This is a genomic window from Paenibacillus tundrae (genome assembly GCF_036884255.1).
Taxonomy (GTDB): domain Bacteria; phylum Bacillota; class Bacilli; order Paenibacillales; family Paenibacillaceae; genus Paenibacillus.
On record NZ_CP145605.1, the window covers coordinates 4,813,451 to 4,838,014 of the forward strand.

The window sequence follows — 24,564 nt, forward strand, 5'->3', positions numbered from 1 at the left end:
ATTCCAATAGGAGGTATTTTCATGAAAAAACGTACACTCATTTCGCTGTTACTTATCTTGGTCATTGTGATCTCCGGCTGCAGCGTAAAAACGAAGAGCGATACTCAAGCTGAATCGTCAACTTCGGATACAACAGAGACTACTACGAATCAAGCACCAGTAGATATTACATTGCTGGCACAAAGTTCTTCCGAGAACGATGTAAACATCATCCGTGACCAGCTGACTAAAAACGGATTCAACGTGAAGCTGAACCTGCAACCGGATTACGGTAGCTACAAATCCCAACAGGACGCTGGGAATTATGACATTGCTTTGTCAAGCTGGACAACAGTTACGGGAAACCCGGACTATGCCGTTCGTTCTCTTTTCAAAACAGGCGGAGATTACAGCATTTTGGCTGATGAAGAAATCGACAAGTTGATTGATGAAGCAGCTACGCAAACGCCAGATCAATACAAAGAAACGTACAAGAACTTGGAGCAACGTCTGGTAACTGATCAAGCGTATATCGCTCCAGTCTATAACTCCCTCAAAAACCAGGCACTGAACAAAGACGTTATTAACCAAGATACAGTGCGCTTGTCCAAATCTCGTGCAATGGCTTGGGAACCGATTCAATTCAAGGACAGTTCCAAAAACGAAACAGATCCTCTGATCTTGACGCAAAGCGCGTCTGTACTAACCTCTCTTGACCCGATCAAAGGTAATGATGGTTCTATCAACCAACTGAATACCAATATGTATGTGCGTCTAGTCAATCTGACGGATGACGATCAACTGACTGCTGAGGGATCCCTGTCCCACAACTTCAGCATCGCGGATGGAAACTCAGAGTACTACTTCGTCTTGAGAGACGATATTAACTTTGCTAAGATTGACAACAAAAAAGCAGTAGATACGGGTGAACGCGTTGGTGCGGATGATGTTATCTTCTCCATGGATCGTGCCAAAAATAAAGATTCCGTGCCTGATCACCGGACATACAGCTTGCATGAGCACATCCAAAAAACCGAGCTGGTCACAGATCTGAGCGTACTGGAGTCTACGCAACAAACTGGTGGTGGCGGTTCAATCAAGGATGCATTGGAACAAGGATTGGACAGCAAAATTACAGAGCTTGTATCTGATAAAACCAAAGCAGACAACGGAGCAGGTAAATATCAGGTCATCAAACTGACAACAACTGAACCGTTCCCGCAAGTATTGAACTACCTGGCTCACCAATCGGCTGGTATCGTGTCCAAGAAACAAGTGGAAAGCATCAACACTTATGATGTAGCATCCTTTGATGTGAACAAAGACATCCCTTACGGTGATCAAAACACAGTAACTGAAGGAGCAGCGTACAACAATACGTTGTATACAAGTGGACCATACATTTTGTCATACAAAAATGACTATGAAGGTGTATTCCTCAAAAATCCTGGCTATCGCGCAGGAACCGAGTATGCACCGAAAATTTCACAAGTAAATGTACGCTTTATCGCTGATGCAGACAGCGCACTTTCCGCCCTGCGTAGCGGTGAGATCCACCTCTACTACGGTGTGCCTGAAACCAAGTATGACATCGTTGAGAGTGATAGCAAGCTGCACTTACAGAGTATCCCGAGCAACGCGGTATCTTACCTGCTGTTCAACACGGCAAATCGTGAAGTATCCAAGAGCAGTGACCTGAGAAAAGCTGTTCTATACTCTATTAATCAGGATGAAATTCTGCAATTCTATAAAAACAACAAACTAAAAGCATTCTCCACATTAAGCCCACTGGTTCAGACAGGTAACGAATTGAAGGCTGATCCAGCAAAAGTAAAAGAGTTCTTGAGCAACTACAACGCTTCAAAATAAACGGTTAACAACAAACGGCTGTACCCGATCTCTTCTTGATCGTGGTACAGCCGTTTTCTATCCAATGTCAATAACATCTTCAGTAGCTATATTTATTGCGAATATTTTCGTTGTACCCCAGGCAGTAAGGTTACGATCTGAATTCCTATGCCCCATGCAAAATAGGTTAAGTGGATCAACGAGGCGGCCTGAATCCAGTACACCTGCGTCATAATCCAGATCAAGAGCGCAAATCCGGTATATAAGGAGAACGTCCACGCCCAGTAGCTCTTAGGAAAGAGATTAAGCTTCTCACATAGCACTAAGCGAATGTGACGGATGAGCGAAATACCGATGATTGTAGGCATCACGCCAAGAACTAACATTAACAATATGCCCGGGATCAGAAAGTTAGCAAACGGAGAATGCTCCAATAACGTATTCGGTAAACCAATTGCATCTCCCGTCGGATCTATAATTAGCATTATTCCTCCAGCAAGTGCTCCAATCCCTAATATCCCATGCATTACTGCAAGTAACCATGACCTACCTAATGTCGGCTGTACCATGAACCCCGCCTCCCACTCAACTTATTATTTAACTCCTGCCAAAATGCTACTATACACGACGATTATATCCGACCACGCTAAGAACATTCTCACACAAGGTGCACCACGTTCCTATGCTTCTTGTCACTACAAGGATTCGACAATATGTATCATGGAAAAACTTGATAAAAGAACGTATGTTCGGTATAATAGAAATCTATCCTGAATGAGCGAGAGGCAGATATGGACGACAAATTTATTAAGGAATTACGTGAGATTAGTCGGGATGACAGACGGAGATCTGAATTCATGATTCAAGGCTTGAAAGAAACGTTAGAGGGAAGAAAAGCAGAGAATGCATTCAAACGTTGGATTCGGCGCAAGAAGGAACAGAAGAGAATTACGGAACGATTTAATCAAGCTTCATCATCGGATCATAAGTAATTAGAAAAAGGAGGCTTTCGCCTCCCTTGCATTTTACATAATACATTTGGATAAGACGATACCTTAACTAGATTTATGGCAAGATAGCAAAGGATCTAACCGGGAATCCGGACGCTTTCTCCGCTTTGGGTACGAGATTGAAAATGACTGCTCCTTTGGCAGGAACCTGATCTAAGTTCGTCAACAGCTCTACTTGATATGTATCCTGTGCCAAGACATAATATTCGGCGAGTAAAGCTCCATTTTTACGATAATCTATTGCCGAATCTGTATCGAAGGTCTCATGACCGATAGCCTTTACGCTCCGTTCTTCGAACAGAAATTTCAGTGCGCTTACCGACCACCCTGGTGCATGACTGTTCCCATCAGCATCCTTATTATCAAATAGCTCATGGCTTGGCCAACGCTTGCTCCAATCGGTACGTAGAGCGACGAAGCTGCCCGCTTCAATCTCACCGTGCTCTTGCTCGAATGCTAGGATATGCTCCACATCCAGCGTAAAGTCAGGATTGTTTGCTACGGCTGCTGACTGGTCGATTACAACTAGTGGTAATACTAACTCTTTCAACCCGAGTTGATCCAGATAACGAGTATCACGCACAAAATGGATCGGCGCATCTAGGTGAGTACCATATTGCCCGGGGAATCGGAAGCTTTGTGCAAAAAATCCTTGGTCGTGATTGAATAGCGTATCAAATTGAGCTGCATCAAAGGCTGAGAAGTGAGGTGAATCTGGCCCAAAGGTATGTGTCAGATCTACCCACTTTTTTTCTTTTAACAATTGAATAGCTTGAATAAGTTCAGTCGACATCAGGATCACCTCATATGTAGAATGGAATAAATTCCCCCTATTATATCTCAACGCTGCACATTGGTGAAGAATTTTGATTGAATTTATTCTAGAAGATACAAGTACCGTATGCTGTAATCTTCATTCAACCGAAAAGAAATGCCAAAAAAGCCGCTCTCCTGTATGGAGAACGGCGTAGGATCTTGAGGTTGAAAAGTATTGATTTTACCGTAATATTCAACCTTTATCCTTCTTTGGCTTGCTTGATTAACTCACGGACTCTAGACTAATTCACGGTAATAACCAGCTTACCCCGCGTATGATGTGACTCACTTTTTTCGTGAGCATCACGCAATCCCTGTTCAGTTAGCGGATACGTTTCATCAATGATCGACTTCAATTTGCCTTCAGCCGCAAGCTCGGCCAACTGTTCAAGTTGATCTCCCTTGGGTTCCATCATGAACACGTTACCTGTTACGCCGGTTTCCTTCGCCAGCTTCTCATCTGGCTGCTCCACAAGTGATACCAAACGTCCGCCAGACTTCAACACCTTGAAGCTGTTCCGCTGTATGTCCCCGCCCATCGTATCCAATACAACATCGTAGTCTGAGAGAATCTGCGAGAAATCCACTTCCTTGTAGTTAATGAAATGATCCACACCTAACGAGCGAAGTAATTCTTCGTTTGCTGCACTTGCTGTAGAAGCAACTTCAGCGCCCAACGATTTGGCGATTTGAATGGCGTATGTGCCTACTCCACCCGCACCGGCATGAATGAGCACCTTCTGTCCTTTGCCCAAACGGCCATGATCCACCAGTGCCTGCCAAGCTGTCATCGCGGCGAGCGGAATCGCAGCTGCTTCCTCAAAGCTCAACTGCTCCGGTATACGAGCAACAATATCCGCATCTACAGCAACATATTCCGCATAGGTTCCGAATTGACGTGGACGTGCAAATACACGATCTCCTTCTCTGAAACGAGTAACGTTTGAGCCCGCTTCAACCACAGTACCTGCGACGTCACCACCCAGAATCATCGGTAGCTGATCTGCCGCTTCTTTCAAGTGACCTTGTCTTATTTTGAAATCAACTGGATTAACAGATGTCGCCTGTGTACGGATCAAAACTTGATTCACTCCGCATGCCGGTTTATTGACTTCCTTTTCCTTCATTTGCTCAGGTCCGCCAAATGCTTCAATCACTATAGCCTTCATATTGAATCCCTGCCTTTCTTAAAAATGGACTGACATGTGATAGGTTATTCTCATAATCTTCTCTGTTTATAATTACCCCATTCATTGGTTTACTTGACCTGAGGTCACAGCATTTTCATTCTATAAGTCAGGGATGTTAATGACGGTCCGTTACATAAACTATGGTCTTCTCCTTATTACGCAAAAAAAGCGCCACACCTTGGAGACGATAATTCTCCAACGAAATGTGGCGCCTTGCTTGCCATATGCCTGATCCGCACAGCTTATCCTGTCTATCAAGGCTATTATAACTATCCGCTTATCCGATTTCCTTTTGTTTCGCCCGATTCCGGAACCGTTCATACCTCGCATACAGGCGAGGAGATTCTTTGGTCAGAATAGGTCCAAGTACCGCCAGAATCAGCACATATAACACGGCAAAAGACTGAATGGAAGCCATCAGACCTCCTGCCTTACCGATATTCGCCATAATGATGGAGAACTCTCCCCGAGATACCAGTGTAAAGCCTACATTCAACGAAGCCTTGGTCGACATACCAGCCATTTTACCAGCAATCATGCCTGCACCGTAATTGCTAAGAATGGTCAGAACGACGGCAATCAGTGTCATCCCGACAGCTCCACCGAGGGAAGATGGCTCAATCGTCAGGCCAAAGCTGAAGAAAAACAGCGCACCAAAGAAGTCCTTGAACGGCATAATTTGCTGTTCAATTCGGCTGACATGTCTGGATTCGCCAAGCACAAGTCCAATCATTAACGCACCGATGGCCTCAGCAACATGTAGCGTTTCCGAGAATCCAGCCACGAGGAACAAGAGCGTCATGATAGTAAGCAGAAATAATTCCGATGACTTGATATGGAGTGCTTTATCAATAGCTTTGATACTCTTCCTGCCAATAATCAGGAACAAGACGATAAAAAGCAGAGCAGAGAGCGATACTAACAGCACACTCAGGAACGAGGTCGCCCCGCTCAGTACAAGTCCAGTCAGAATCGAGATATGGATTGCGATGAATAGATCATCAAACATGATCATGCCCATAATAATTTCCGTTTCAGGGTTCGCCGTCCGCTTCAAATCCACAAGCACTTTGGCTACGATCGCTGTAGATGAACTGGTCATGATGCCGCACACAACCATCGTTTCCTGAAGGGGCAGGCTCATTAACCAGCCTAACAGCAAACCTGAGACAAAATTAAGACCTACATAGAATATACCACCCGTAAGAATGGCTTTACCAGATTTCAACAATCGGGAGACCGAGAACTCCAGTCCCAGATAAAACAATAAAAATAAAATACCCAGCCTGCCCATAAACTCAATAAAAGACGAGCTCTCGATAAATCGTAAATCCACAATGCCAAACTGCGGTGCATGCGGTCCAACAGCCATACCGACCAGGATGTAAAATGGAATAACTGAAAATCGTAGTCGTGCAGATATTAATCCCGTAAGTGTAATTAGCGCAACGGCAATTCCCACCTCAAATATGAGCATATCCATAGGCTATAGCCTTCCATCAACAAGCAAACGTTTGAGCTCTCTAAGCTGCTCACGTTCTCCGGCAACAACAAGGGTCGCACCTGCGGTAAACGTATACTCAGGCCCTGGATTAAGCTGCTTCGCCCTATCCTTCTCCACCACAGCCAGAATGACTGCACCTGTAGCTTGGCGAATGTTCAGATCCCCAATGGTTTGCCCAACACTTGCTGCGTGTGGCTCAATCCGCAACCATTCAATCAGCAACCCATCTAGCATAACCTCGCGTTGCTCCTGGAATTGCGGTTTATACGTCATCCCACCTACAATAGCGGCGACTGCTCTTGCTTCATCGTCATCCAGCGTCACCAAAGACCTCATATCTCCAGGTTCATCCGGTACTTCCCCAGACTCCATATGAAAAAGATCTCGTCGCTCGTCATTATGAATGACAATCACCAGATGCTCACCGCTACGTGTATGCAGCCAATACTTTCGGCCAATGCCCGGCAGATCCGTCTCTTTAAAGTGCATAATCTGCACCCCCTTCAACCTTCCCAGTGACCGGCTCGTGCTGCAATTGAATATCTGTAATACGCACCCGCATAGAACCTGCAGGGATATTCACACTCCGGGTTTCCCCTTGGCGAGCAAGCAACAATTGTCTTCCAACCGGGGAAAGGAACGAGATGCGACTCTCATCTGCATCTGCCTCGTCCGGCATTACGATCCAGAACGAATCCGATGTATGGAAGTCCACATATTCGAAGGTGATACGGCTCCCAATTAGCACAGTGGAATTCAACAGTTCATCTGATCCCAGCAACAGCTGCTCTACATGTTCTGTGTACGTAGTAAGCATCCGTTCCATCTGAAACCATTCAGGTTCACGCACGTCAAAATAGGCGTTGAGAAATGTTTTTTTCTCTTCACCCAAAGTAATGAGCTGGCTCACCAGCATCTCTCTGCAATTATGGCAATGGGATCTATGGTTCATAATAGATCTCACCTCCTATACAAGCCTTGTTCTCTTGGTTCATGTGTCTGAGTCTTTGCAACATCTTGTATGCCTCCTTGAATATAAAATGAAGATCCCGATTGCCGAGACCTCTACATCCATCTTACCAAAACTAATTATTAAATCCAGCTAAATAGGTAACTTGACCTTAGGACGTGTCTCAAAACTCGCTGAAGTGCATCTTTCACCACCTTTTCGCCCCCTGCTGCGTCACTTTCCCTTGACGTGCCCCGGCACGCCTGCGAAAAACTTCCTGGCTTGGATCGAAAATTCGGCAAAATCTGCGTCCTTCGGAATTTCAAGACTCGCCCTATCCTTAACATCATATGGTAGATCTATAGAACATTTTAATAACGTCATAAAAAACATTTTATGGATTTCTATCTCGTATTTTTATAGCATTTCCTGTATATTTAACTACAAACTTTTGTGCAATTTATGCAAATGGGTAATTACAGACTTTAACACGACAAAGGAGTGCATCAGAAAAGTGTCCACACTAACTAAAGAATCTACTCAGTCTATCGCTTCACAATATGTTCATTCCGTCTATGAATCCGTAGTCGCTAGAAACCCGCAGGAGAACGAATTCCACCAAGCGGTAAAAGAGATTCTGGACTCACTCATTCCTGTCATCGAGGCTCATCCTAAATATATGGAGAACGGTCTGCTGGAACAATTGGTTGAACCTGAACGTGTAATTACCTTCCGTGTACCTTGGGTGGATGATCAAGGCAAAGTTCAAGTTAACCGCGGATTCCGCGTACAGTTCAACAGTGCCATCGGCCCTTACAAAGGTGGAATTCGCTTCCATCCATCCGTGTACTCGGGCATTGTTAAATTCCTTGGTTTTGAGCAAATTTTCAAAAACGCTTTAACAGGTCTTCCGATTGGAGGAGGTAAAGGCGGCTCGGACTTCGATCCAAAAGGTAAATCAGATCAGGAAGTGATGCGGTTCACGCAAAGCTTCATGACAGAGCTCTATAAATATATTGGTGCAGACACGGACGTTCCTGCAGGCGACATCGGTGTAGGTGCCCGTGAGATCGGTTATATGTTCGGACAGTACAAACGCATTAGCGGAGGTCACCAAGCAGGTGTCCTGACAGGTAAAGGTCTGCTCTACGGCGGTAGCCTTGCTCGTACAGAAGCGACTGGCTTCGGTTGTGTGTACTTCGTGAACGAGATGCTTCAAGCCAAAGGATTAAGCTTCCAGGACAGCACGGTTGTCGTTTCCGGCTCAGGCAACGTATCCATCTACGCGATCCAGAAAGCTCAGGAGCTCGGTGCCAAAGTTGTCGCGTGTAGCGACTCTGGCGGATACATTCATGATCCAGAAGGAATTAACCTGCAAACCGTGAAACGCCTGAAAGAAGAGAATCGTCTCCGGATTAGTGAATATGTGAAGGAACATCCTCATGCGGTTTACACCAGTGGTTGTGAAGGAATCTGGTCTATTCCTTGTGATATTGCCTTGCCTTGTGCTACTCAGAACGAGATTGATGAACATGCGGCAGCTACGCTTATCGAAGGTGGAGTAAAAGCGATTGGCGAAGGAGCCAACATGCCTTCAACGCTGGCAGCTATTGACCTCTTCCTCGAAAAAGGCGTCCTGTTTGGACCAGCAAAAGCAGCTAACGCTGGCGGCGTGGCTGTGTCTGCACTTGAAATGTCACAGAACAGCATGCGGTTGTCCTGGACATTTGAAGAAGTAGACGCGAAGTTGCAGCAAATCATGAAAAACATCTACACAAGCTGCGTAGAGGCTGCAGAAGAATACGGCTGCTCAGGCAACCTCGTTGCAGGGGCAAACATTGCCGGCTTCCGTAAAGTGGCTGATGCGATGCTGGCTCAAGGTATTGTATAATTCTCCGAAACCTGCATAAACATTCTGAGCAGGTTCGTATGGTAACGGTATAAATATGCACTAGATTATGACGTGCATGACAAAGGGTAGCGATCCGCAAAACCGGACGCTGCCCTTACTTTTTTCCAACCAATTCTAACATATTTGTATGCAAAAACTCTTTTATTTAACACTAATTAGAGCCGCACCCTGTTCCACCTGAGAAGAAGAATTGATCTGAATATCCGAATACGCTGAGGTGTTAGATACAATGACCGATGTTGTCGTATCATAACCAGCCGCCTGAATAGCCGCAAGATCAAACTCCACGAGCTTATCACCCTTACGAACGACATCCCCATCGGAGACATACCTAAATCATGGTATACTTAGGACATGCAGGCCATTTAGGAGGTTGTATATTGAAAATTGATGATATTGCGCGGCTTGCGGGGGTATCGAAGGCTGCGGTCTCACTTGCGTTTAACAATAAACCTGGGGTTAGTGAACAGACCCGAGAACATATATTAGATATCGCTCAGGCACACGGGTATAGACCGAGAACACTGAAGTCCGATAAAGAAATTCAGAAACCTCATGCCATTATTCGTTTTGTCGCCTGTAAAAATGCAGACATTGTTACCGAGCATTATGATTCATTACCTTTTTTCAATGAGTTAATTCATCATATTACCGATCAAGTGAAGCAGCATGGGAATACCTTGGTGATCTCTTCCATTGATATACAGAATCTACATCATGAACTACTGGCCTTGGAAAAGGATCAGCCATCCGCTGGCATTCTGCTACTCGGTACCAATCTCACGCCAGATATGATCGAGCCTATACGATCCCACCATGCTAATGTGGTCATTTTGGATACGTGCTTTGAATATATGGATGCAAGCTTTATCTCCATTAATAACAAGCTGGGTGGATATCAAGCAGGCCAGCATTTAATTAAGCTTGGACATCGTAGAATAGGTTATGTTCGGTCGCATACGCGCATCGTCAATTTCGTGCAAAGGGAAGAAGGCTTTAACGCCGCTCTTCGTGAGCATCAGTTAACGGTAGAGGATGGATTAATCTTCGATATGCATCCCATGCGTGTGATGCCACAGGAAGGATTCCAGCAGTCCATTCAACAGCTGGCAGAGCTGCCTACAGCCATATTTTGCGAGAATGATTACATTGCCATTAGTGCGATCAAATCACTACAGAACATAGGCGTTCGTGTTCCTGAAGATGTGTCGGTGATGGGATTTGATAATATTTTTGAAGCCAAAGTTATCAGCCCCGAATTAACCACCGTGCATGTCAAAAAGGATATGTTAGCCAAGAGCGCTGTGAAGCTATTGATGGAAAAGATCGATCATACGGATGCAAATGCAGTCCAAATGGTTGTGAATACCGAGATTGTGGAGCGAAGATCATGCATACCTGTTGTGGGCAAAAATCAAAAGTAACGTTTTTTTTGAACAACCTCTTAAAGGAAGTGTACAATAATGTCTAACCACCCCTTCGTCAGCACGGAGGCACCCCTACATCTGAGCGCAGACTGCGAGCAATGTTTTGGCTTATGTTGCGTGGCACTGCCCTATGGCAAATCTTCCGATTTTGCTTTTGATAAATCCAGTGGCACACCATGCCCGAATCTCCGCAACGATAATCGATGCGGCATCCATACACAACTTAGACAAAAAGGATTTAAAGGTTGTACGGTATACGATTGTTTTGGAGCGGGACAGAAGCTCTCACAGCTTACATATGCAGGTAAGGACTGGCGGGATCACCCCGAGCTTGCTTCGGAAATGTTCGACTGCCTACCTGTGATGAGACAGCTACAGGAAATGATGAGCTATGTGAATGAGATGCTGGCGTATCCAGAAACAAAATCGATTCATTCACGTCTGCGTGAAAAATATCAAGAAACAGAGCAACTCACACTGCTGGAGCCGGCAGCCATTTTACGACTCGATATCCCGACTCACCGAGCCGGTATAAGTGAGCTCTTGCTGCAAGGAAGCGAGATGATCCGTACCCAAGCCATTTCCAGCATGAAACAGACTGTTACAGCATCGGGTCATGGAAAATCCAAATCAAAATCCAAAATGAATAAACGTGCCGGTGGAATGGACTATCTAGGTGCCAACCTCAAAGGAGCAGACCTTCGTGGTAACAGCTTCAGGGGCGCACTTATGATCGCGGCAGATCTACGAAATGCAGACTTAAGAGCAGCCGACTTCATAGGTGCTGACTTACGGGATGCAAACCTTGGCGGGGCAGATCTGAGAGGCAGTCTTTTCCTAACACAGTCACAGCTTAACTCAGCCAAGGGAAATAGCGCGACGAAGCTGCCCACTCATGTGAAAATGCCTGATCACTGGACTACCTAAGATCAAGTGTACAGCATCAGACTGAGAGATCATTCGTCCCCAACAACAGCAGTATGAATATACCCAGCGGCATTATCTGGTGATCCTAATGAAACAACTAAGAGCCCGTCCTTCAATCAACCGAAGGACGGGCTCTTTCTGATGAACTTCATCCGTCCCTACTCTGTTCGAACGTGAGTATGACGGTAAAGCTCTTTTTTTTATAAATTCTAAACTCGTTGATTAGAGCAGGTCACGACGAAGCTCTTCAGCGGATTTAGGAGACAGGTGACCCAGCGGAATATCAAATACTGTTTTGGCACCTTTGTGACCTTCAGCGCTCAGGCGATGTGCAGCTCTTGCATATGCAACCAGTACACTTGCTGTGAACTCAGGGTTACTATCCAATTTCAAGCCAAATTCAATAATTTGCTTGGATGCTGTTCCCGTAACTCCACTGCGAATCACGAATCCACCATGCGGCATACCTTCGTGTTCAGCTTTCAATTGCTCTTCAGTAATAAAGGTTACCGTTGTATCATAGTCAGCAAAATAGTTCGGCATGGATACAATCGTTTCACGGATCTCATCCTCGTTTGCTCCTGCTTCAGCCACAACGTAACATTGTCTCAAATGTTTCTCACGAGTAGACAACTCTGGCGTTTCACCTGCACGAATACGGTTAATCACTTCTTCTACAGGTACGGTGTATTGAACTCCGGCTTTGACACCTGGCACACGACGAATCGCATCAGAGTGACCTTGGCTAACGCCAGTTCCCCAGAATGTATATTCTTTACCTTCAGGCAGAATGGATTGCGCCAACAGACGATTCATGGAGAACAATCCTGGATCCCAGCCCGTAGAGATGACACTTACATGTCCACCTTGCTCGGCAGCGGCATTAACCTCTGCATAGAATTCAGGGATTTTGGCATGTGTATCGAAGCTGTCTACCGTGTTGAATAGTCGTGCAATGACAGGTGTCTGCTCCGGAAGATCTGTAGCCGAACCTCCACACAGCAACATCACATCAATTTTGCCTATGTATTGCTCAGCGGCAGAGATATGTTCGAAACGAGCGGATGTATCTTCGCCTACCATCTGCTCTGGATCACGACGTGTAAATATAGCAACCAGTTCCATATCATCATTTTGCTTAATTGCTTTCTCAACGCCTCTACCCAAGTTACCGTAACCCACAATACCCACTTTAACCATGTTCAATCCTCTCCTGTCTTCGTCAGTAGTTGTCTATCTTTCTATAAAGATATAACATACCATGTAACCTGTTGTGTTTCCAGTTCTAAATTAAAAAAACCTTACATTTATGTGGCAACAGAGCCACCGACAATGTAAGGCAAGACGTATCATATGTTCTATATTGAGTTGTTCCGGCTATCAAGATTCAGCCCACGTAAGTGTCAGCTCAATCGTACCTTCCTTGCTAGCCAGGGCTCCGCCAATCAGTGACCATTGCTGCTTCGTTTCAGGATCAGTCCCTTGAATAATGATACTTTTGTCATCCAACGTCTGACCTGCATCGGTTAATTTTTTGGCTTCGAAATAGTCCTTATACATCTTGGAGACTGTCTTCATATCCTGCTCCGTGGTGTAGATTACCATAGCTGTCTTCTTACCATCATTGTCACCGGAGTTAGCTAGCTGAATATGAGCGTCATCTGGCATAGGAAAGTCTGTTGGCAAGACGTCTGGTAATTCTTGAGTCCCCTCTGCTGCTGCGTTATCACCACCAGCCTCAGAATTGGTCTCCTCATCGGTATCCACAATCTCCGCTGTACCATCTGGGGAACTCACTTCTGCTGTGGTTGCTTCGTTATTAGCATCATTGTTCACTTCACCCGTAGACTCCAATGATTCGGAATTAACCTGTCCTGTATCCTGTGCTGGCTGCCCTGTTCTACCGCTACATGCACTTAGCGCAATAACCATTGCTACAGCAGCACACATCATGAGATGCTTCTGAGGTAATTTCATTATGTTCACTCCTTATGTGTTGTGTATGGACTAAGGAATATCTTATACATATTCAGCTCAATCGTTATCATGTGGAATTATGCCCTGCGTTAACTTCATCCACATCTGCATTCATTATTTAGTTATCTCCCCCCTTACCCTAATTAAAGATTTAAGAAACCTAAGAATTCATATCCAACAGTTATTACGATGAACTCATCGTAATCAGATGTGATGCATCTATATATGAAGCTGCTTCAACATAAGCTGAGGCATACAGCATCATGACAGATAGTGCTGCGATGGATAGTAGGAAGCTGACCAGAAACCAAGCTAGGAATCCGCCCATCACCTTTACCTTCATCCCTCTTCCTCCTTCTCGGCTATGATTCAATCAAGCCACAATTCGCTTATTCATATAACTCCAGGTTCAGTGAAGATTTCAGATGCTCATAAACTTGTGTAAACTCTTCAACCAAGGTTGAATCTTCGGGATCAGAAGCAAGCCTTATTCCACCTGAATGTAACGTGCTAGATGTATTCACTTGTACATGACCCCTGTTAAACTCATCTATTCTTTCCGTTGGCAGATAAGCTTGCCTCGTTTGCACATCCTGCACTACCATGTAGCCCGCCCCAACAAATAACAGAACACCTGTTACAACCATCACACCGCCAACAATTCGAATACCTCTACCCAGCAATCTATCCATTCTCGTCCTCCCCATGCAACTTGATATCTGTTCCGAATCCATGCTACGCCAAGACTCCTTATGTATGTATTAATCCTAACCCATGTTCTCATGGCAAGAAACGATCCAGAGCCTAGTCTAATCCCCAACTTTAGTCTAGTATGTAATCCTGCCCGGGATCGATGAAAAAAACTAAAAAACCGCAAGTCTCCTGTCACTCCTAGGAAACTTGCGGCATATTGCATTCGAATTATTGCGATTGAACTAAAATATTTACACTGACCACTCCAATGACAGAACAACCTTCCGATCGCTGTTATCCCCAGATTCTTCTGATTCCCTTTTTCTAAGGGAAAATCCTGGGATGGTTTATGCTTCCGATGCAGCTTTCTTGCAGAAAGCTTTCAGGCGAACACTTCGCTTCTTCACGTTATTTCTGTCCTCTCCGTTCTTGTGTAAATGTCTAGTTCAACCTATACAATTTAATGTTAGCCCGACAGGACAATGATCGCTGCCCATCACATGGCAGTCAATGTGTGCATCCTCGACTTTTGAGACCAGTTGATTCGATACCAGAAAATAATCGATACGCCAGCCAACGTTCCGTTCTCTAACCTTTGGCATATAGGACCACCAGCTATATACATCCGTGCGATCCGGGTACAGATGACGGAAGCTGTCCACATATCCTGCCTCGAGCAAATCCGTCATTTTGCCTCGCTCTTCTAATGTGAACCCTGAATTACCCATATTGGGCTTCGGATTCTTCAGATCAATCTCTTGATGGGCTACATTCAGGTCACCGCATACGATAACCGGTTTGTTCGCTTCCAACTGCTGAAGGTATTTCAGGAAACGATCCTCCCATTCGAGACGGTAAGGTAATCGGGTCAGGTCACGCTTTGCATTAGGTGTATACACATTCACCAGATAAAATTCATCAAACTCCAGTGTAATCATTCGACCTTCCGGCTCACTGTCTTCCTCCATCCCATACCAGACGGAAAGTGGCTTGATCCGAGTAAATACGGCCGTGCCGGAATAGCCTTTTTTGATCGCATAATTCCAGTATTGATATACATCATCACCCAGATCCATCTCGATCTGGCCTGCCTGTAGCTTCGTCTCTTGCACACAGAAAATATCAGCCTGGCTCTCCTGATAATAATCCATAAATCCCTTGGTCACACATGCCCGTAATCCATTTACATTCCAGGACACTAACTTCATATCCTCATCTCCTCACATCTCTCCAATATAGCATGGGCGAATTCGCAAGGACAAGGTTAAGTCACTGGGATGTTCAATCAAGAACGCAGATATGTCATAGTCACAATGTTCCAGCACGGTAATCTTGACTTAGTATGACGAGCTACTTATGGGTATTCGATTTCCGTTTTCTTACCCTTTTCGTCAAAAATGATCTCGGTTTTCCTGCCATCCGGATATTCCTTAATCATTTTTTCATTTTCTTCATATACAATGGGTACACCATTCATCTTAGCTTCTTCTCTGGCCGATAATGTAGCTTTTACTAGAATTTCATTTAGTTCAGAAGTTGACATACGTTTCATGTGAAAACATCCTCTCTGTATGTATAACACTTTAAGTTTAATAGAATCGATTTTGCTTATTCCATTTAACACTCAAACTACAGATTATGGCTTACGCTTCACTTCTCAGTTTAGAGAACACGGCAAGATCAACGTATCTTCCCTTCTCAAACTCATGCTCCCGCAAAACGCCTTCCTGCTGAAAACCAAGCTTGCGCAACAGGTGAATCGACGCCTCATTCTTCGGTTCTACTCTTGCTTCGATCTTGTTGAGCTGCATGCTCGTGAATCCAAACTGCATAATAACTCTTGCTACCTCTGTCATGACACCTCGTCCCCAATAATCAGGGTGTAGATCGTATCCAATCTCAGCGCGGTTATGTACCTCTTCCAGATTGAGAAACCCACAGGTTCCAATGACTTTCCCGGATTCACCATCCTCAATCATCCAACGTAAACCTGACTTCTCTCTGAAAATCTTCGCATACCAACTCATCTCATCGTTCGCATCATCTATCGACTCGAAGGGGGTAAACGGCATAAACTCAACGACAGCTTCATTCGAATACAATTCCAAAATATCATGGCTGTCCTTGACCTCTGCCGATCGGAGGTTGAATCGTTCTGTCCTTAGTTGCGGGAATTCATCAAAATCAAATCGATTACTCATATGTCATCTCCTTTGTTATACGTTATTGTACAACGCTTTACTTTAGATAAGAAAGCCTATCTTAGGCAGAGCCTCCTTGAAGCCACCATCTCGCTATTCGAATTGAAACAGGGTTCTATACGTCTCCATCTACGATTGTGTATTCAATCATGTTGTCTGTAAATAAATACACTGTAAATACACAAAAAAGACGTGTTCGGCGCCCGTCGCTACCTAACGACCTGGCTCCAACACACGTCTTTGAATTCCACCTATCTAGCTATGAATTGCTTATTAATATTTCGTTTACTTGATGCTCACCCACGGATACTTGGATGGCTCGTCAAACAATAGACGGATTCGATCTGGCGAGCGTCCTTCTTCATCAAATAACAATAGCTCATTCTCTTCCTGTAACCAGGCAACAGGGATTTTGTAATCCTCCTGTGGACCAATCTGCCAGTAACGTCCAAGATCATGACCATTGAGGTGAAGCGTGCCTTTGCTCATTCCAGTAAGTCTTACCTTCACATTCACAACATACTGGTCGGATACAGCTGGCATTTTAAAGTTCCAACGGTACCATGCAGGCTGACCTTCTCCCTGATTGGCAGTACGATTGCCAGTAGTAGCCGCATGTTCGCCCAGAAGACTAGATGGCGATCCTACCTCTTGTGTCTCCCACTGCTGCGGAAGCAATGCATCATTACCCGCCATACGCCAACCGCTCAATTCATCGGCACTACGATACAAGATCAGTTCGAGCCGCTCAAGCGGGGATTTGGAATAAGGCATTTCCAATGTATTGACTTCACCTTGACGCAGATAGCTGGAAAGGTCCACCGTAGCGAAGGAGAACCAATCATGGTAACCTTCCATTGGCACTTCGGTGCCGTTCACGCGAAGCCCTTTGCTTACAGCACCAACCAGAATCGCACGGTCATTGCCATCCAGCTCAAAGCTTCTACTTAGAAGTGGAGCTTCCGTTAGATTGTTCACTTCGTTCAGTTGTATAGATGTATCTGCCGCCTGCCAGTCACGACGAATATCTTGCACCGAACCGCCCAGATATGCAGGACCAGCAAGTCCCTTGCTCTCTCCGAGATTCGGTGAGAAATTCAATCTACCCATTTGCTGCACGAGAATCTGCAGCGTATTATGACCTTGGGCTGCTTGAATGTTCACACCTGCTGCACCAACCTGACGCACTAGTGCCTGTTCTACCTGATTCACATAGACTCTTGCGGTATCTTGAAGATCAGGAAGTACAATATGTGTCATTCCGCCATTCGGACTTTCGAAATCACACTCATAGAGCAGATAGCCGAAATCTTGCCCGAACTGTGAGAAGTGCTCAGGCTGCCCACTTGCTGGACGCTGATCAGCTGCCAGTTTCACACGTGCTACCTCTGGAGAACGTGACAATATTGGTGCCACTGGAGGTGTAAGTGCTGCAACGGATGAAGCTGACAACGGCTCACTTGTTTCTGTTCGAGCGATGAATTCACGCCCTGTCCACGTCTGCTCGCCATCCTGCCAATCGCCGAGTAACACTACGGTGCGATCCAGATCAGAGATCGACCCTTTAACTTGACCTTGCGATAGGACTTGAACTTCGTCAAAACCAATCGCATAACGATGTTCATTTTGGCTAATACCATCTAATCGCCATGTACGGTTCATTGACTCCCGATCCAGCACAATCAATCGAATGGACACATCGCCCGCCTGAAGACGAATGATTCCCGGTTCACGGAAGTGGAACAAGTCGAAGCGATATAGGTCTCGCGCTGAATCCTTCTCCACAAGAACCTGCATGCTACTGCTGACAACTTCCAATGCAGGCGCTTCCAGATCCAATACAGATCGCTGTCCGGAATCCGCTGAGATGAACAAGTTCAGCTCTCCGTTAATCATCTCATTCCCCGTAATCAGGGCTCCGCTTGTTACATAGACGTTATCCGCAAGGCGAACGCGATCCAACACCGGAATGATCTGACCTGGATTTACAGTGATCGGAAGTGTTCGACCATCTTCAAACGTTATGGTGGTTCCCTCACGTTCACCTTTGTGGCTTTCTACAAACCAGATATTCTGGTTATCCGCAGTGCGGCCACGTACAGACAATCCTTCCGGATGGCGGATATTAATCTGCTCTGTAGGAACCTCTTCCGATTGAAGCAGCAATGGTCCGAGTGCATCTACAAAATAGGATACCGTTTTCGTAACTGCATACTTCTCGGTTACACGTCCATATTCATTCAGCGGAGCATCGTAGTCATAGGAAGTGATCATAAAGATATCGCTGCTACCTATCGTTCTACCGCCATATCCACCGAAATTCGTACCGCCAAAGAACATATAGTGGCTAATACCCGTATATCCGGTTTGGAGAATTTCCATGATTCGTCTCTCAAGTAGAGCTGGCGTCTTCTGGATTGCGGAAGGACCACCCCAGTTCTCAAACCAACCAGTCCAGAACTCGGTCACCATCTTCGGCGTATCTGGCTGCTTCGCTCTGAGCTTCGCATAGTGCCCATCTGCACCCGACCAGAAATTAGCGCCCTCAATAGTTCCTTCTGCTCCTCCGACACAAGTGATCAATGGCACATCAATTCCACGCTGTAATAAACCATCGCGCAGATAGATCATATGCTCGCTTGCCGCTTCGTCGTCCTTGATATATTCATACTCGTTCTCGACTTGCACCAGAATAACAGTACCGCCAGAGGAAATCTGACGCTTACGGATAATCGGTACGAGTTTATCAAAATACAGATCCACATAATGGAGATACGTTTCATTATTTTCACGGAACTTCATGTCAGGCTTCGTTCCGAGCCAATAAGGGAAGCCGCCGAAATCCCATTCAGCACAGATAAACGGCCCCGGACGAGCGATAACCCACATTCCGAGTTCTGCACAAAGATCAAGGAATTCTCCGCAATCATTGTCTCCTTCGAAGTTCCATTGGCCTTCCTCAGGCTCATGGACATTCCAAGCAAAATACGTATCGATGCAGTTCATGCCAGCAAGCTTGGCTTTCACCAACAACTGTCTCCACTCTTCCTTTGGCATACGGAAGTAATGAATTGTAGCACTATTCAGAAATACGCGCTCTCCATTTAGCATGAAGCTACGCTGGTCATACGTCAGCTCCAATGGAAGCTGGTCTGATGTGGAGCCAATAATTTGGGAATCGACATTGTTCTCACCTGCTTGATCTTGAACCAACAGGGATGGTTTCTCTCTCATCGATGTGTTCCCCTCCTTCTATCTAATTCAGTTCAACCTGTATAACATACCATTATTGAGATTGAAGTGTAACCCCTTCCAATACAACGGTAGTAATCGAATTTTCTGCCGTATTAACTTCTATTCCATTTGAGTATACTTTAACGTCCTCAAGCTGCTGCATATCTAGATCCGGTGAGGTTTGATAGACCTGTGCTGTGGTCGAATTCCCATAGGTAAACGGCTCCAGTGCAAACGAGGTTTTGCCAGCAGATAACTCGTTACGAATCACTAACACCAGCCGTTGACTGGTCTTGTCATATGCCGCCAGCGTCCGTCCATCATCCGTTGGAATAATCGTTGCACCCGGACGAATGAACTTCGTGAATTGAGCCATACCATAATACTGTTTGGTGAGTTCATACGAATCTTGTGCCGCAAAATCAGCATGGATGAAGCCCCAGTTGTTATTCGCACCTTCATCCTCAACCGCCTGCCAGTATACCCAAGCCGAAGGCTGCATCACTTTGAGGTCGAACATAACGCGCTCAGCCAGTTCCTGTACAGATGTCATATCGTCATGACTATGCGGCTCGCTACCACCTGTTCCATATTCGGACATCCACAACTTCTTGCCATGCTTCTTAGCAAGTTCGCGGAGCTCCTCCATTTTGCTTCCATTATAAGAGTGAGTATTGATCTGTGAGATCGCATCTAATGTGTCCTGATCATAGAGACTGAAATTGAATACTGTCTCATCAATACTATTATCGTCCGCTGCGCTAACGACCGTGCCATCCAAACCTTTGCTTTGAAGAGAAGCTGCTACTTTCTTGATGATCTCTGCCTGCTTATCATTGCTAAAATGACTGCCTTCCTGCATATTGCCCTTCTTCCACCAGTCCGAGGATGGCTCGTTCAAAGGGTCAAGTGTACGGAACGTAATACCCCACTCATCGCGATAATGTCTAACCACTTCTGTTAAATAATCCGCAAAGGCATCATATTGATCTTCCTGCAAATTGTTACTTCCATCGACTGCTCCAGTCACAGATCCGCTGATCGTCATCCAGTACGGCGGCGAATTCGAGAAGGCTTCCGCGATGTCAGCACCTCGTTCCAACGCACCTTTCAACACCGCACGTTGACCTGCATCCGCCTCCCAGTCCCATTCGCCCGGTTCAGGTTGGAAGCCAGGAACATCGCCCCCAGGACGTAACGCTTTCATCTCAGGGTTCTCCTCGCCTCCAATGTTGTAACGAACAATATTCAGTCCAAGCCCTTTGGCTGGGTCAAATACCAGATCCATCACTTCATCTACCTTCGCCTGATCCTTCCATTCACCCATATTGTTCGCCCACCACGCAAGTGATGTTCCCCAACCTTCAAAATGATCATAGGACTGCTCCAACTTCAAATTCACAGGTTCTCCCTCAAAGGCAAGTGGCTTCGATTGTCCATTGGCAAATTGATTCAATACAATTCCTCCTCCAGCTAGCAGTACAACCAGGGCTGCACCCATCAGGATGTAGCTTCGTCTGCGTCTGCTACGATGTTGATCACGACTCATGGTTCACACAATCCTCTCTCCAGTGCACCGCATCGTGCATGTGTAGTCACCCTTTGTGTGTCTGACACTTGTTTGTCTATACATTTGGTTGCCTAACGTTAAATTATTACGTTGGAGCTGCACATGTTAGGTGACATCTCGCTATACCACTTTCGTTATTTGATACCGCTGCTGCCTCCGCTAATGTTCGCTTCATATACATAACGTTGTCCGAATAGATAGACAAGCACCATCGGAATCGTCAGGAATAGCGAAGCGATCATGACTAAGTTCCATGGTGGCATCTGTCCACCACCAACGGTTGTCAGAAGTTGAACACCCAGGGCTAGTGGCATTTTCTCCGGGTCATTGATATAAATGAGCGGCCCCATGAAGTTACCCCAGTTGTAGGAGAATGAGAAAATAGCGATAGCAGCCAATATTGGATAGGTCAGCGGCATAATAATTTTCCAGTAGATCCCCGGATGACCCATGCCGTCAATCATCGCTGCTTCATCCAGTGATTTTGGAATGCTCATAACAAATTGCCGGATCAGGAATACGTTGAACGCACCCGCGAAGAAGCTTGGTACGATCAGTGGATAGAAGGTATTAATCCAGTCCAGATGGCGGAAGATGATAAATTGCGGTACCATCGTAACCTCACCCGGGATCATCATTGTGCTGAGCAGCACGATAAATAAGAAACGACTGCCTTTCGCTTTGATCCGTGCGAAACCATACGATACAATCGATGCAGACAATACAGATCCGATAATCGTGAATACCGTGATAATAATGGAGTTTTTCAGATAAGTGCCGAGATTGTTATTCGTAAAGATGGTGTAGAAGTTCGACCATTGAAATTCGAGTGGTATAAACGTAAAGGCTGATTTTACCGTCGTTGCGTCACTCGCCAGTGCAATAGAGATCATGTACAGGAAGGGGGAAGCCAGCAGCACCCCGACCAGAATCAGAAAAATGTAGGATATCGTCTTCTCGACAGTGGATGGATTACTCATTCGCTTTTCCCTCCTCGTAGTGCACCCATAGCGCTGATGAACGGAACACAACCAGGGTCAGTGCCATGATGATGATGAATAATACCCAAGCTATAGCGGATGCATAGCCCATTTTGTAGAACTGGAATGCGTTCTGGAACAAGTAAGGCACAACCATCTGACTTGAGTTATCCGGTCCACCCGCCGTAACGATAAATACCTGTGCGAATGTCTGGAGTGCGCCAATCATACCTGTTACCAAGTTGAAGAAAATGACGGGCGTAAGCATTGGAAATGTAATGTGGAAGAAGGATTGCGAGCTTTTGGCTCCATCGATGGCAGCGGCCTCGTACAACTCCTGAGGGATACCTTTCATACCCGCCAGTAGCAGTACCACGCCGCCCCCAACGCCCCATAAGGACATGAGAATCAATGCAGGTTTTACCCAATTCGGATCAAGAAGCCAAGCAGGACCTTGAATACCGAATACAGCAAGCGCTTGGTTAATTAAACCCTCTGTTGGTGCAAGCAAGTGGATAAAGAGCAAAGAGCTTGCTACGACTGGAACGACAGAAGGTAGATAGAATAGAATGCGGAAGAACGTGATGCCTTTGATTTTTTTGTTCAGATAATAGGCAATCCAGAGCGAGATGGACATCCCAAGTGGGATCGATATCAAGGCATAGAAAAAGGTGTTACCCACCGACTTCCAGAAGATCGGGTCATCGGTTAACAAGGTTTTGTAGTTATCAATACCGATGAAATTCGGGGACTGGAACAGATCCCAGTTGGTGAAGCTCATGTAGATTGAAAACAAAATCGGGCCCAGGGTAAGTCCTAGGAAACCAATTAGCCAAGGCGAGATAAAGATATAAAACCATTTCCCGTCCTTTTTCTTCACGTTAAGCCCTCCCATAACAAAGCGAGCAGACGGAACCCGGGTTCATGCCGAATTCCGTCTGTCCCCCTGTCGATCTATTTGTTCGTGTTCAAAAGGTTCGCTCTTGAACAACTTCTATTTATAGATTCTTTCCAGTCCACTCTGAATCTCGTTTACGGTATCATCGAGTGAAGCTTTGTTGTTGAAATATACACCCAGCTTGTCATTGATCAGCTTCATCATTTCATTCCATTGTGGATTGAACGGTTCAGCGTAAATGGTAGATTCACTGAAAGCAGCCATATTGATTTTTTTGCCACCATATTCCGCATTAAGGAACTCGTCGCTGGATAGACCTGCTTTCGTTGCTGGTGCATCTTGGCCTGCTTTGATCATTGGCATCTGAGCCTCAGGTGTAGTGAGTGCTTCGATCACCTTGAACGCTTCCTCTTTATGTTTGGATGCATTCGTAATCGTTAAGCCGTTGAAGAACGCATTGGTCTCACCCCAGATCGGAGAGATATCCCAGTTGATGCCTTCTACCTTAGCCAGTGAACCAATATTCCAGAAACCTGTCGTTTCCATCGCAATTTTACCTTGAGCGAACAATGGGTCAGCACCGATATTTCCCATATCCGCAATCTCCGTTGGTGTCGGGCTTGCACCGTGTACGAACGTTAAGTCATTCATGAACTGCAACGCTTTGCGGACAGGCTCTGTATTGAACGAAGGTTTACCATTCTCGTCAAAGATTCCGCCACCGTTCTGGTAGATCAATTGCATCCATTGCGGCCACCAGCTACCTGGATAGTAACCCCATTGAACCGTCTTGCCATTCTCTTGCACGGTCAGCTTCTGAGCTGCCGCCAGCAGATCTTCTTGTGTCCATTCCTTGGTTGGGTATTCTACCCCAGCCTTGTCGAACAGATCTTTGTTATAGAAAAGCACCATCGCGCCAGCGCGGTCAGGCAGTCCGAATTGTTTGCCATCATATTTCATCAAATTCGCGATATCGTCTGAATAACGCTCTGACATGTTCACATTGTGCTCCTTGATCATGTCATCGAGCGGAATAATCTGATTCTTAGAGGCGTACGCCTGATAGTTCTCGGCAATCATCATGATGTCAGGTGCAGTACCGCCGGCAATCATCGTCTGTACCTTCTGGTCATAATCCCCTGCAACAACGTTGAGCTTCACGTTAATGTCCGGATAGGTTTGTTTCACAATGTCGAGCCGTTCCTGATAAATCTTCTTCTCATCCTCTGAGCCCCAGATCGTCATACTTAGATCAACCTTGCCACCTTCCGAACCGCTTGCTCCACCATTCTCGCCTTTACTACAGGCTGTCAGACCAAATACCATGACCAGCATCAATAACGAAATGACCTTTAAACTTCTTCTCATACTGTACGCCCCCTTGGATAATGAATGGATTATTTCATTGAAACCCATTTCATGAAATGGGTTTCATTAAGCTGAAACATA

At 45.6% G+C, this 24,564-nt stretch carries 23 protein-coding genes and 1 pseudogene; 5 read left to right on the plus strand and 19 right to left on the minus strand.

Annotated features, from left to right (window positions below; translation table 11 throughout):
• Positions 1–21 precede the first annotated feature (21 nt).
• Entirely contained in the window at positions 22–1,848 is a 1,827-nt protein-coding gene (locus tag V6W81_RS21630) for an ABC transporter substrate-binding protein (protein ID WP_338540345.1), read from the plus strand.
• Between the two features lie 92 nt (positions 1,849–1,940).
• Here the strand turns inward: V6W81_RS21630 and V6W81_RS21635 are convergent, their stop codons facing one another.
• Entirely contained in the window at positions 1,941–2,396 is a 456-nt protein-coding gene (locus V6W81_RS21635) for a hypothetical protein (RefSeq protein WP_338540346.1), read from the minus strand.
• Positions 2,397–2,618: 222 nt separating this feature from the next.
• Between V6W81_RS21635 and V6W81_RS21640 the strand changes: the two genes are divergently transcribed.
• On the plus strand, positions 2,619–2,819 hold the full coding sequence (locus V6W81_RS21640; protein WP_128103100.1) for a hypothetical protein: 201 nt from the start codon (positions 2,619–2,621) through the stop codon (positions 2,817–2,819).
• A 73-nt stretch (positions 2,820–2,892) separates the two neighbouring features.
• On the opposite strand, the gene V6W81_RS21645 is transcribed toward V6W81_RS21640, so the two are convergent.
• From V6W81_RS21645 to V6W81_RS21665, 5 genes are all read right to left on the minus strand, one after another.
• Positions 2,893–3,630: a cyclase family protein gene (locus tag V6W81_RS21645; protein WP_338540347.1), complete on the minus strand. Its 738-nt coding sequence runs from the start codon at positions 3,628–3,630 to the stop codon at positions 2,893–2,895.
• A 265-nt stretch (positions 3,631–3,895) separates the two neighbouring features.
• On the minus strand, positions 3,896–4,822 hold the full coding sequence (locus tag V6W81_RS21650; RefSeq protein ID WP_338540348.1) for an NADP-dependent oxidoreductase: 927 nt from the start codon (positions 4,820–4,822) through the stop codon (positions 3,896–3,898).
• A gap of 298 nt (positions 4,823–5,120) precedes the next feature.
• Positions 5,121–6,326 carry a cation:proton antiporter gene (locus V6W81_RS21655; protein ID WP_338540349.1) on the minus strand — a complete coding sequence of 402 codons (1,206 nt, stop codon included), beginning with the start codon at positions 6,324–6,326 and terminating at the stop codon, positions 5,121–5,123.
• Between the two features lie 3 nt (positions 6,327–6,329).
• Positions 6,330–6,836, minus strand: coding sequence for a cation:proton antiporter regulatory subunit (locus tag V6W81_RS21660; RefSeq protein WP_056701588.1), 507 nt, complete (start codon positions 6,834–6,836; stop codon positions 6,330–6,332).
• A complete protein-coding gene (locus tag V6W81_RS21665; protein WP_338540350.1) occupies positions 6,826–7,299 on the minus strand; it encodes a GreA/GreB family elongation factor in 474 nt (157 codons plus the stop codon). Before V6W81_RS21665 ends, V6W81_RS21660 begins: the two co-directional genes overlap by 11 nt.
• Positions 7,300–7,810: 511 nt before the next feature.
• Between V6W81_RS21665 and gdhA the strand changes: the two genes are divergently transcribed.
• Positions 7,811–9,187 (plus strand): NADP-specific glutamate dehydrogenase, encoded by a 1,377-nt coding sequence (gdhA, locus tag V6W81_RS21670; RefSeq protein ID WP_338540351.1) that lies wholly within the window; start codon positions 7,811–7,813, stop codon positions 9,185–9,187.
• Positions 9,188–9,349: 162 nt separating this feature from the next.
• On the opposite strand, the pseudogene V6W81_RS21675 reads toward gdhA, so the two are convergent.
• Positions 9,350–9,526, minus strand: a pseudogene (locus V6W81_RS21675) (PTS glucose transporter subunit IIA); the annotation flags it as partial.
• Between the two features lie 62 nt (positions 9,527–9,588).
• Here V6W81_RS21675 and V6W81_RS21680 point away from each other — a divergent pair.
• Both V6W81_RS21680 and V6W81_RS21685 read left to right on the plus strand, forming a co-directional pair.
• Positions 9,589–10,632: a LacI family DNA-binding transcriptional regulator gene (locus tag V6W81_RS21680; RefSeq protein ID WP_338540352.1), complete on the plus strand. Its 1,044-nt coding sequence runs from the start codon at positions 9,589–9,591 to the stop codon at positions 10,630–10,632.
• Between the two features lie 39 nt (positions 10,633–10,671).
• Positions 10,672–11,562: a pentapeptide repeat-containing protein gene (locus V6W81_RS21685; RefSeq protein WP_338540353.1), complete on the plus strand. Its 891-nt coding sequence runs from the start codon at positions 10,672–10,674 to the stop codon at positions 11,560–11,562.
• A gap of 222 nt (positions 11,563–11,784) precedes the next feature.
• On the opposite strand, the gene V6W81_RS21690 is transcribed toward V6W81_RS21685, so the two are convergent.
• The 12 genes from V6W81_RS21690 to V6W81_RS21745 form a co-directional block, all read right to left on the minus strand.
• Positions 11,785–12,762 (minus strand): diaminopimelate dehydrogenase, encoded by a 978-nt coding sequence (locus V6W81_RS21690; protein WP_397338675.1) that lies wholly within the window; start codon positions 12,760–12,762, stop codon positions 11,785–11,787.
• A 180-nt stretch (positions 12,763–12,942) separates the two neighbouring features.
• Positions 12,943–13,539 (minus strand): hypothetical protein, encoded by a 597-nt coding sequence (locus V6W81_RS21695; RefSeq protein ID WP_338540354.1) that lies wholly within the window; start codon positions 13,537–13,539, stop codon positions 12,943–12,945.
• Between the two features lie 184 nt (positions 13,540–13,723).
• The gene (locus V6W81_RS21700; protein WP_186380874.1) at positions 13,724–13,882 is read right to left on the minus strand and encodes a hypothetical protein; all 159 of its coding nucleotides are present in this window, start codon (positions 13,880–13,882) and stop codon (positions 13,724–13,726) included.
• Between the two features lie 46 nt (positions 13,883–13,928).
• Positions 13,929–14,231, minus strand: a complete 303-nt coding sequence (locus V6W81_RS21705) for a hypothetical protein (RefSeq protein ID WP_145408267.1) — start codon at positions 14,229–14,231, stop codon at positions 13,929–13,931.
• Between the two features lie 447 nt (positions 14,232–14,678).
• The gene (locus V6W81_RS21710) at positions 14,679–15,440 is read right to left on the minus strand and encodes an exodeoxyribonuclease III (RefSeq protein ID WP_338540355.1); all 762 of its coding nucleotides are present in this window, start codon (positions 15,438–15,440) and stop codon (positions 14,679–14,681) included.
• 146 nt (positions 15,441–15,586) lie between these two features.
• A complete protein-coding gene (locus tag V6W81_RS21715) occupies positions 15,587–15,784 on the minus strand; it encodes a hypothetical protein (RefSeq protein ID WP_338540356.1) in 198 nt (65 codons plus the stop codon).
• Positions 15,785–15,875: 91 nt separating this feature from the next.
• Positions 15,876–16,433, minus strand: a complete 558-nt coding sequence (locus tag V6W81_RS21720; protein ID WP_338540357.1) for a GNAT family N-acetyltransferase — start codon at positions 16,431–16,433, stop codon at positions 15,876–15,878.
• 285 nt (positions 16,434–16,718) lie between these two features.
• Positions 16,719–19,667 (minus strand): beta-galactosidase, encoded by a 2,949-nt coding sequence (locus V6W81_RS21725; RefSeq protein WP_338540358.1) that lies wholly within the window; start codon positions 19,665–19,667, stop codon positions 16,719–16,721.
• Positions 19,668–19,719: 52 nt separating this feature from the next.
• Complete coding sequence (locus V6W81_RS21730) at positions 19,720–21,216, minus strand: glycoside hydrolase family 30 protein (RefSeq protein ID WP_338540359.1); 1,497 nt, start codon at positions 21,214–21,216, stop codon at positions 19,720–19,722.
• Between the two features lie 155 nt (positions 21,217–21,371).
• A complete protein-coding gene (locus V6W81_RS21735; protein WP_338540360.1) occupies positions 21,372–22,217 on the minus strand; it encodes a carbohydrate ABC transporter permease in 846 nt (281 codons plus the stop codon).
• Complete coding sequence (locus V6W81_RS21740) at positions 22,210–23,097, minus strand: carbohydrate ABC transporter permease (RefSeq protein ID WP_128103126.1); 888 nt, start codon at positions 23,095–23,097, stop codon at positions 22,210–22,212. Before V6W81_RS21740 ends, V6W81_RS21735 begins: the two co-directional genes overlap by 8 nt.
• A gap of 114 nt (positions 23,098–23,211) precedes the next feature.
• Entirely contained in the window at positions 23,212–24,483 is a 1,272-nt protein-coding gene (locus V6W81_RS21745) for an ABC transporter substrate-binding protein (protein ID WP_056701535.1), read from the minus strand.
• Positions 24,484–24,564: the final 81 nt, after the last annotated feature.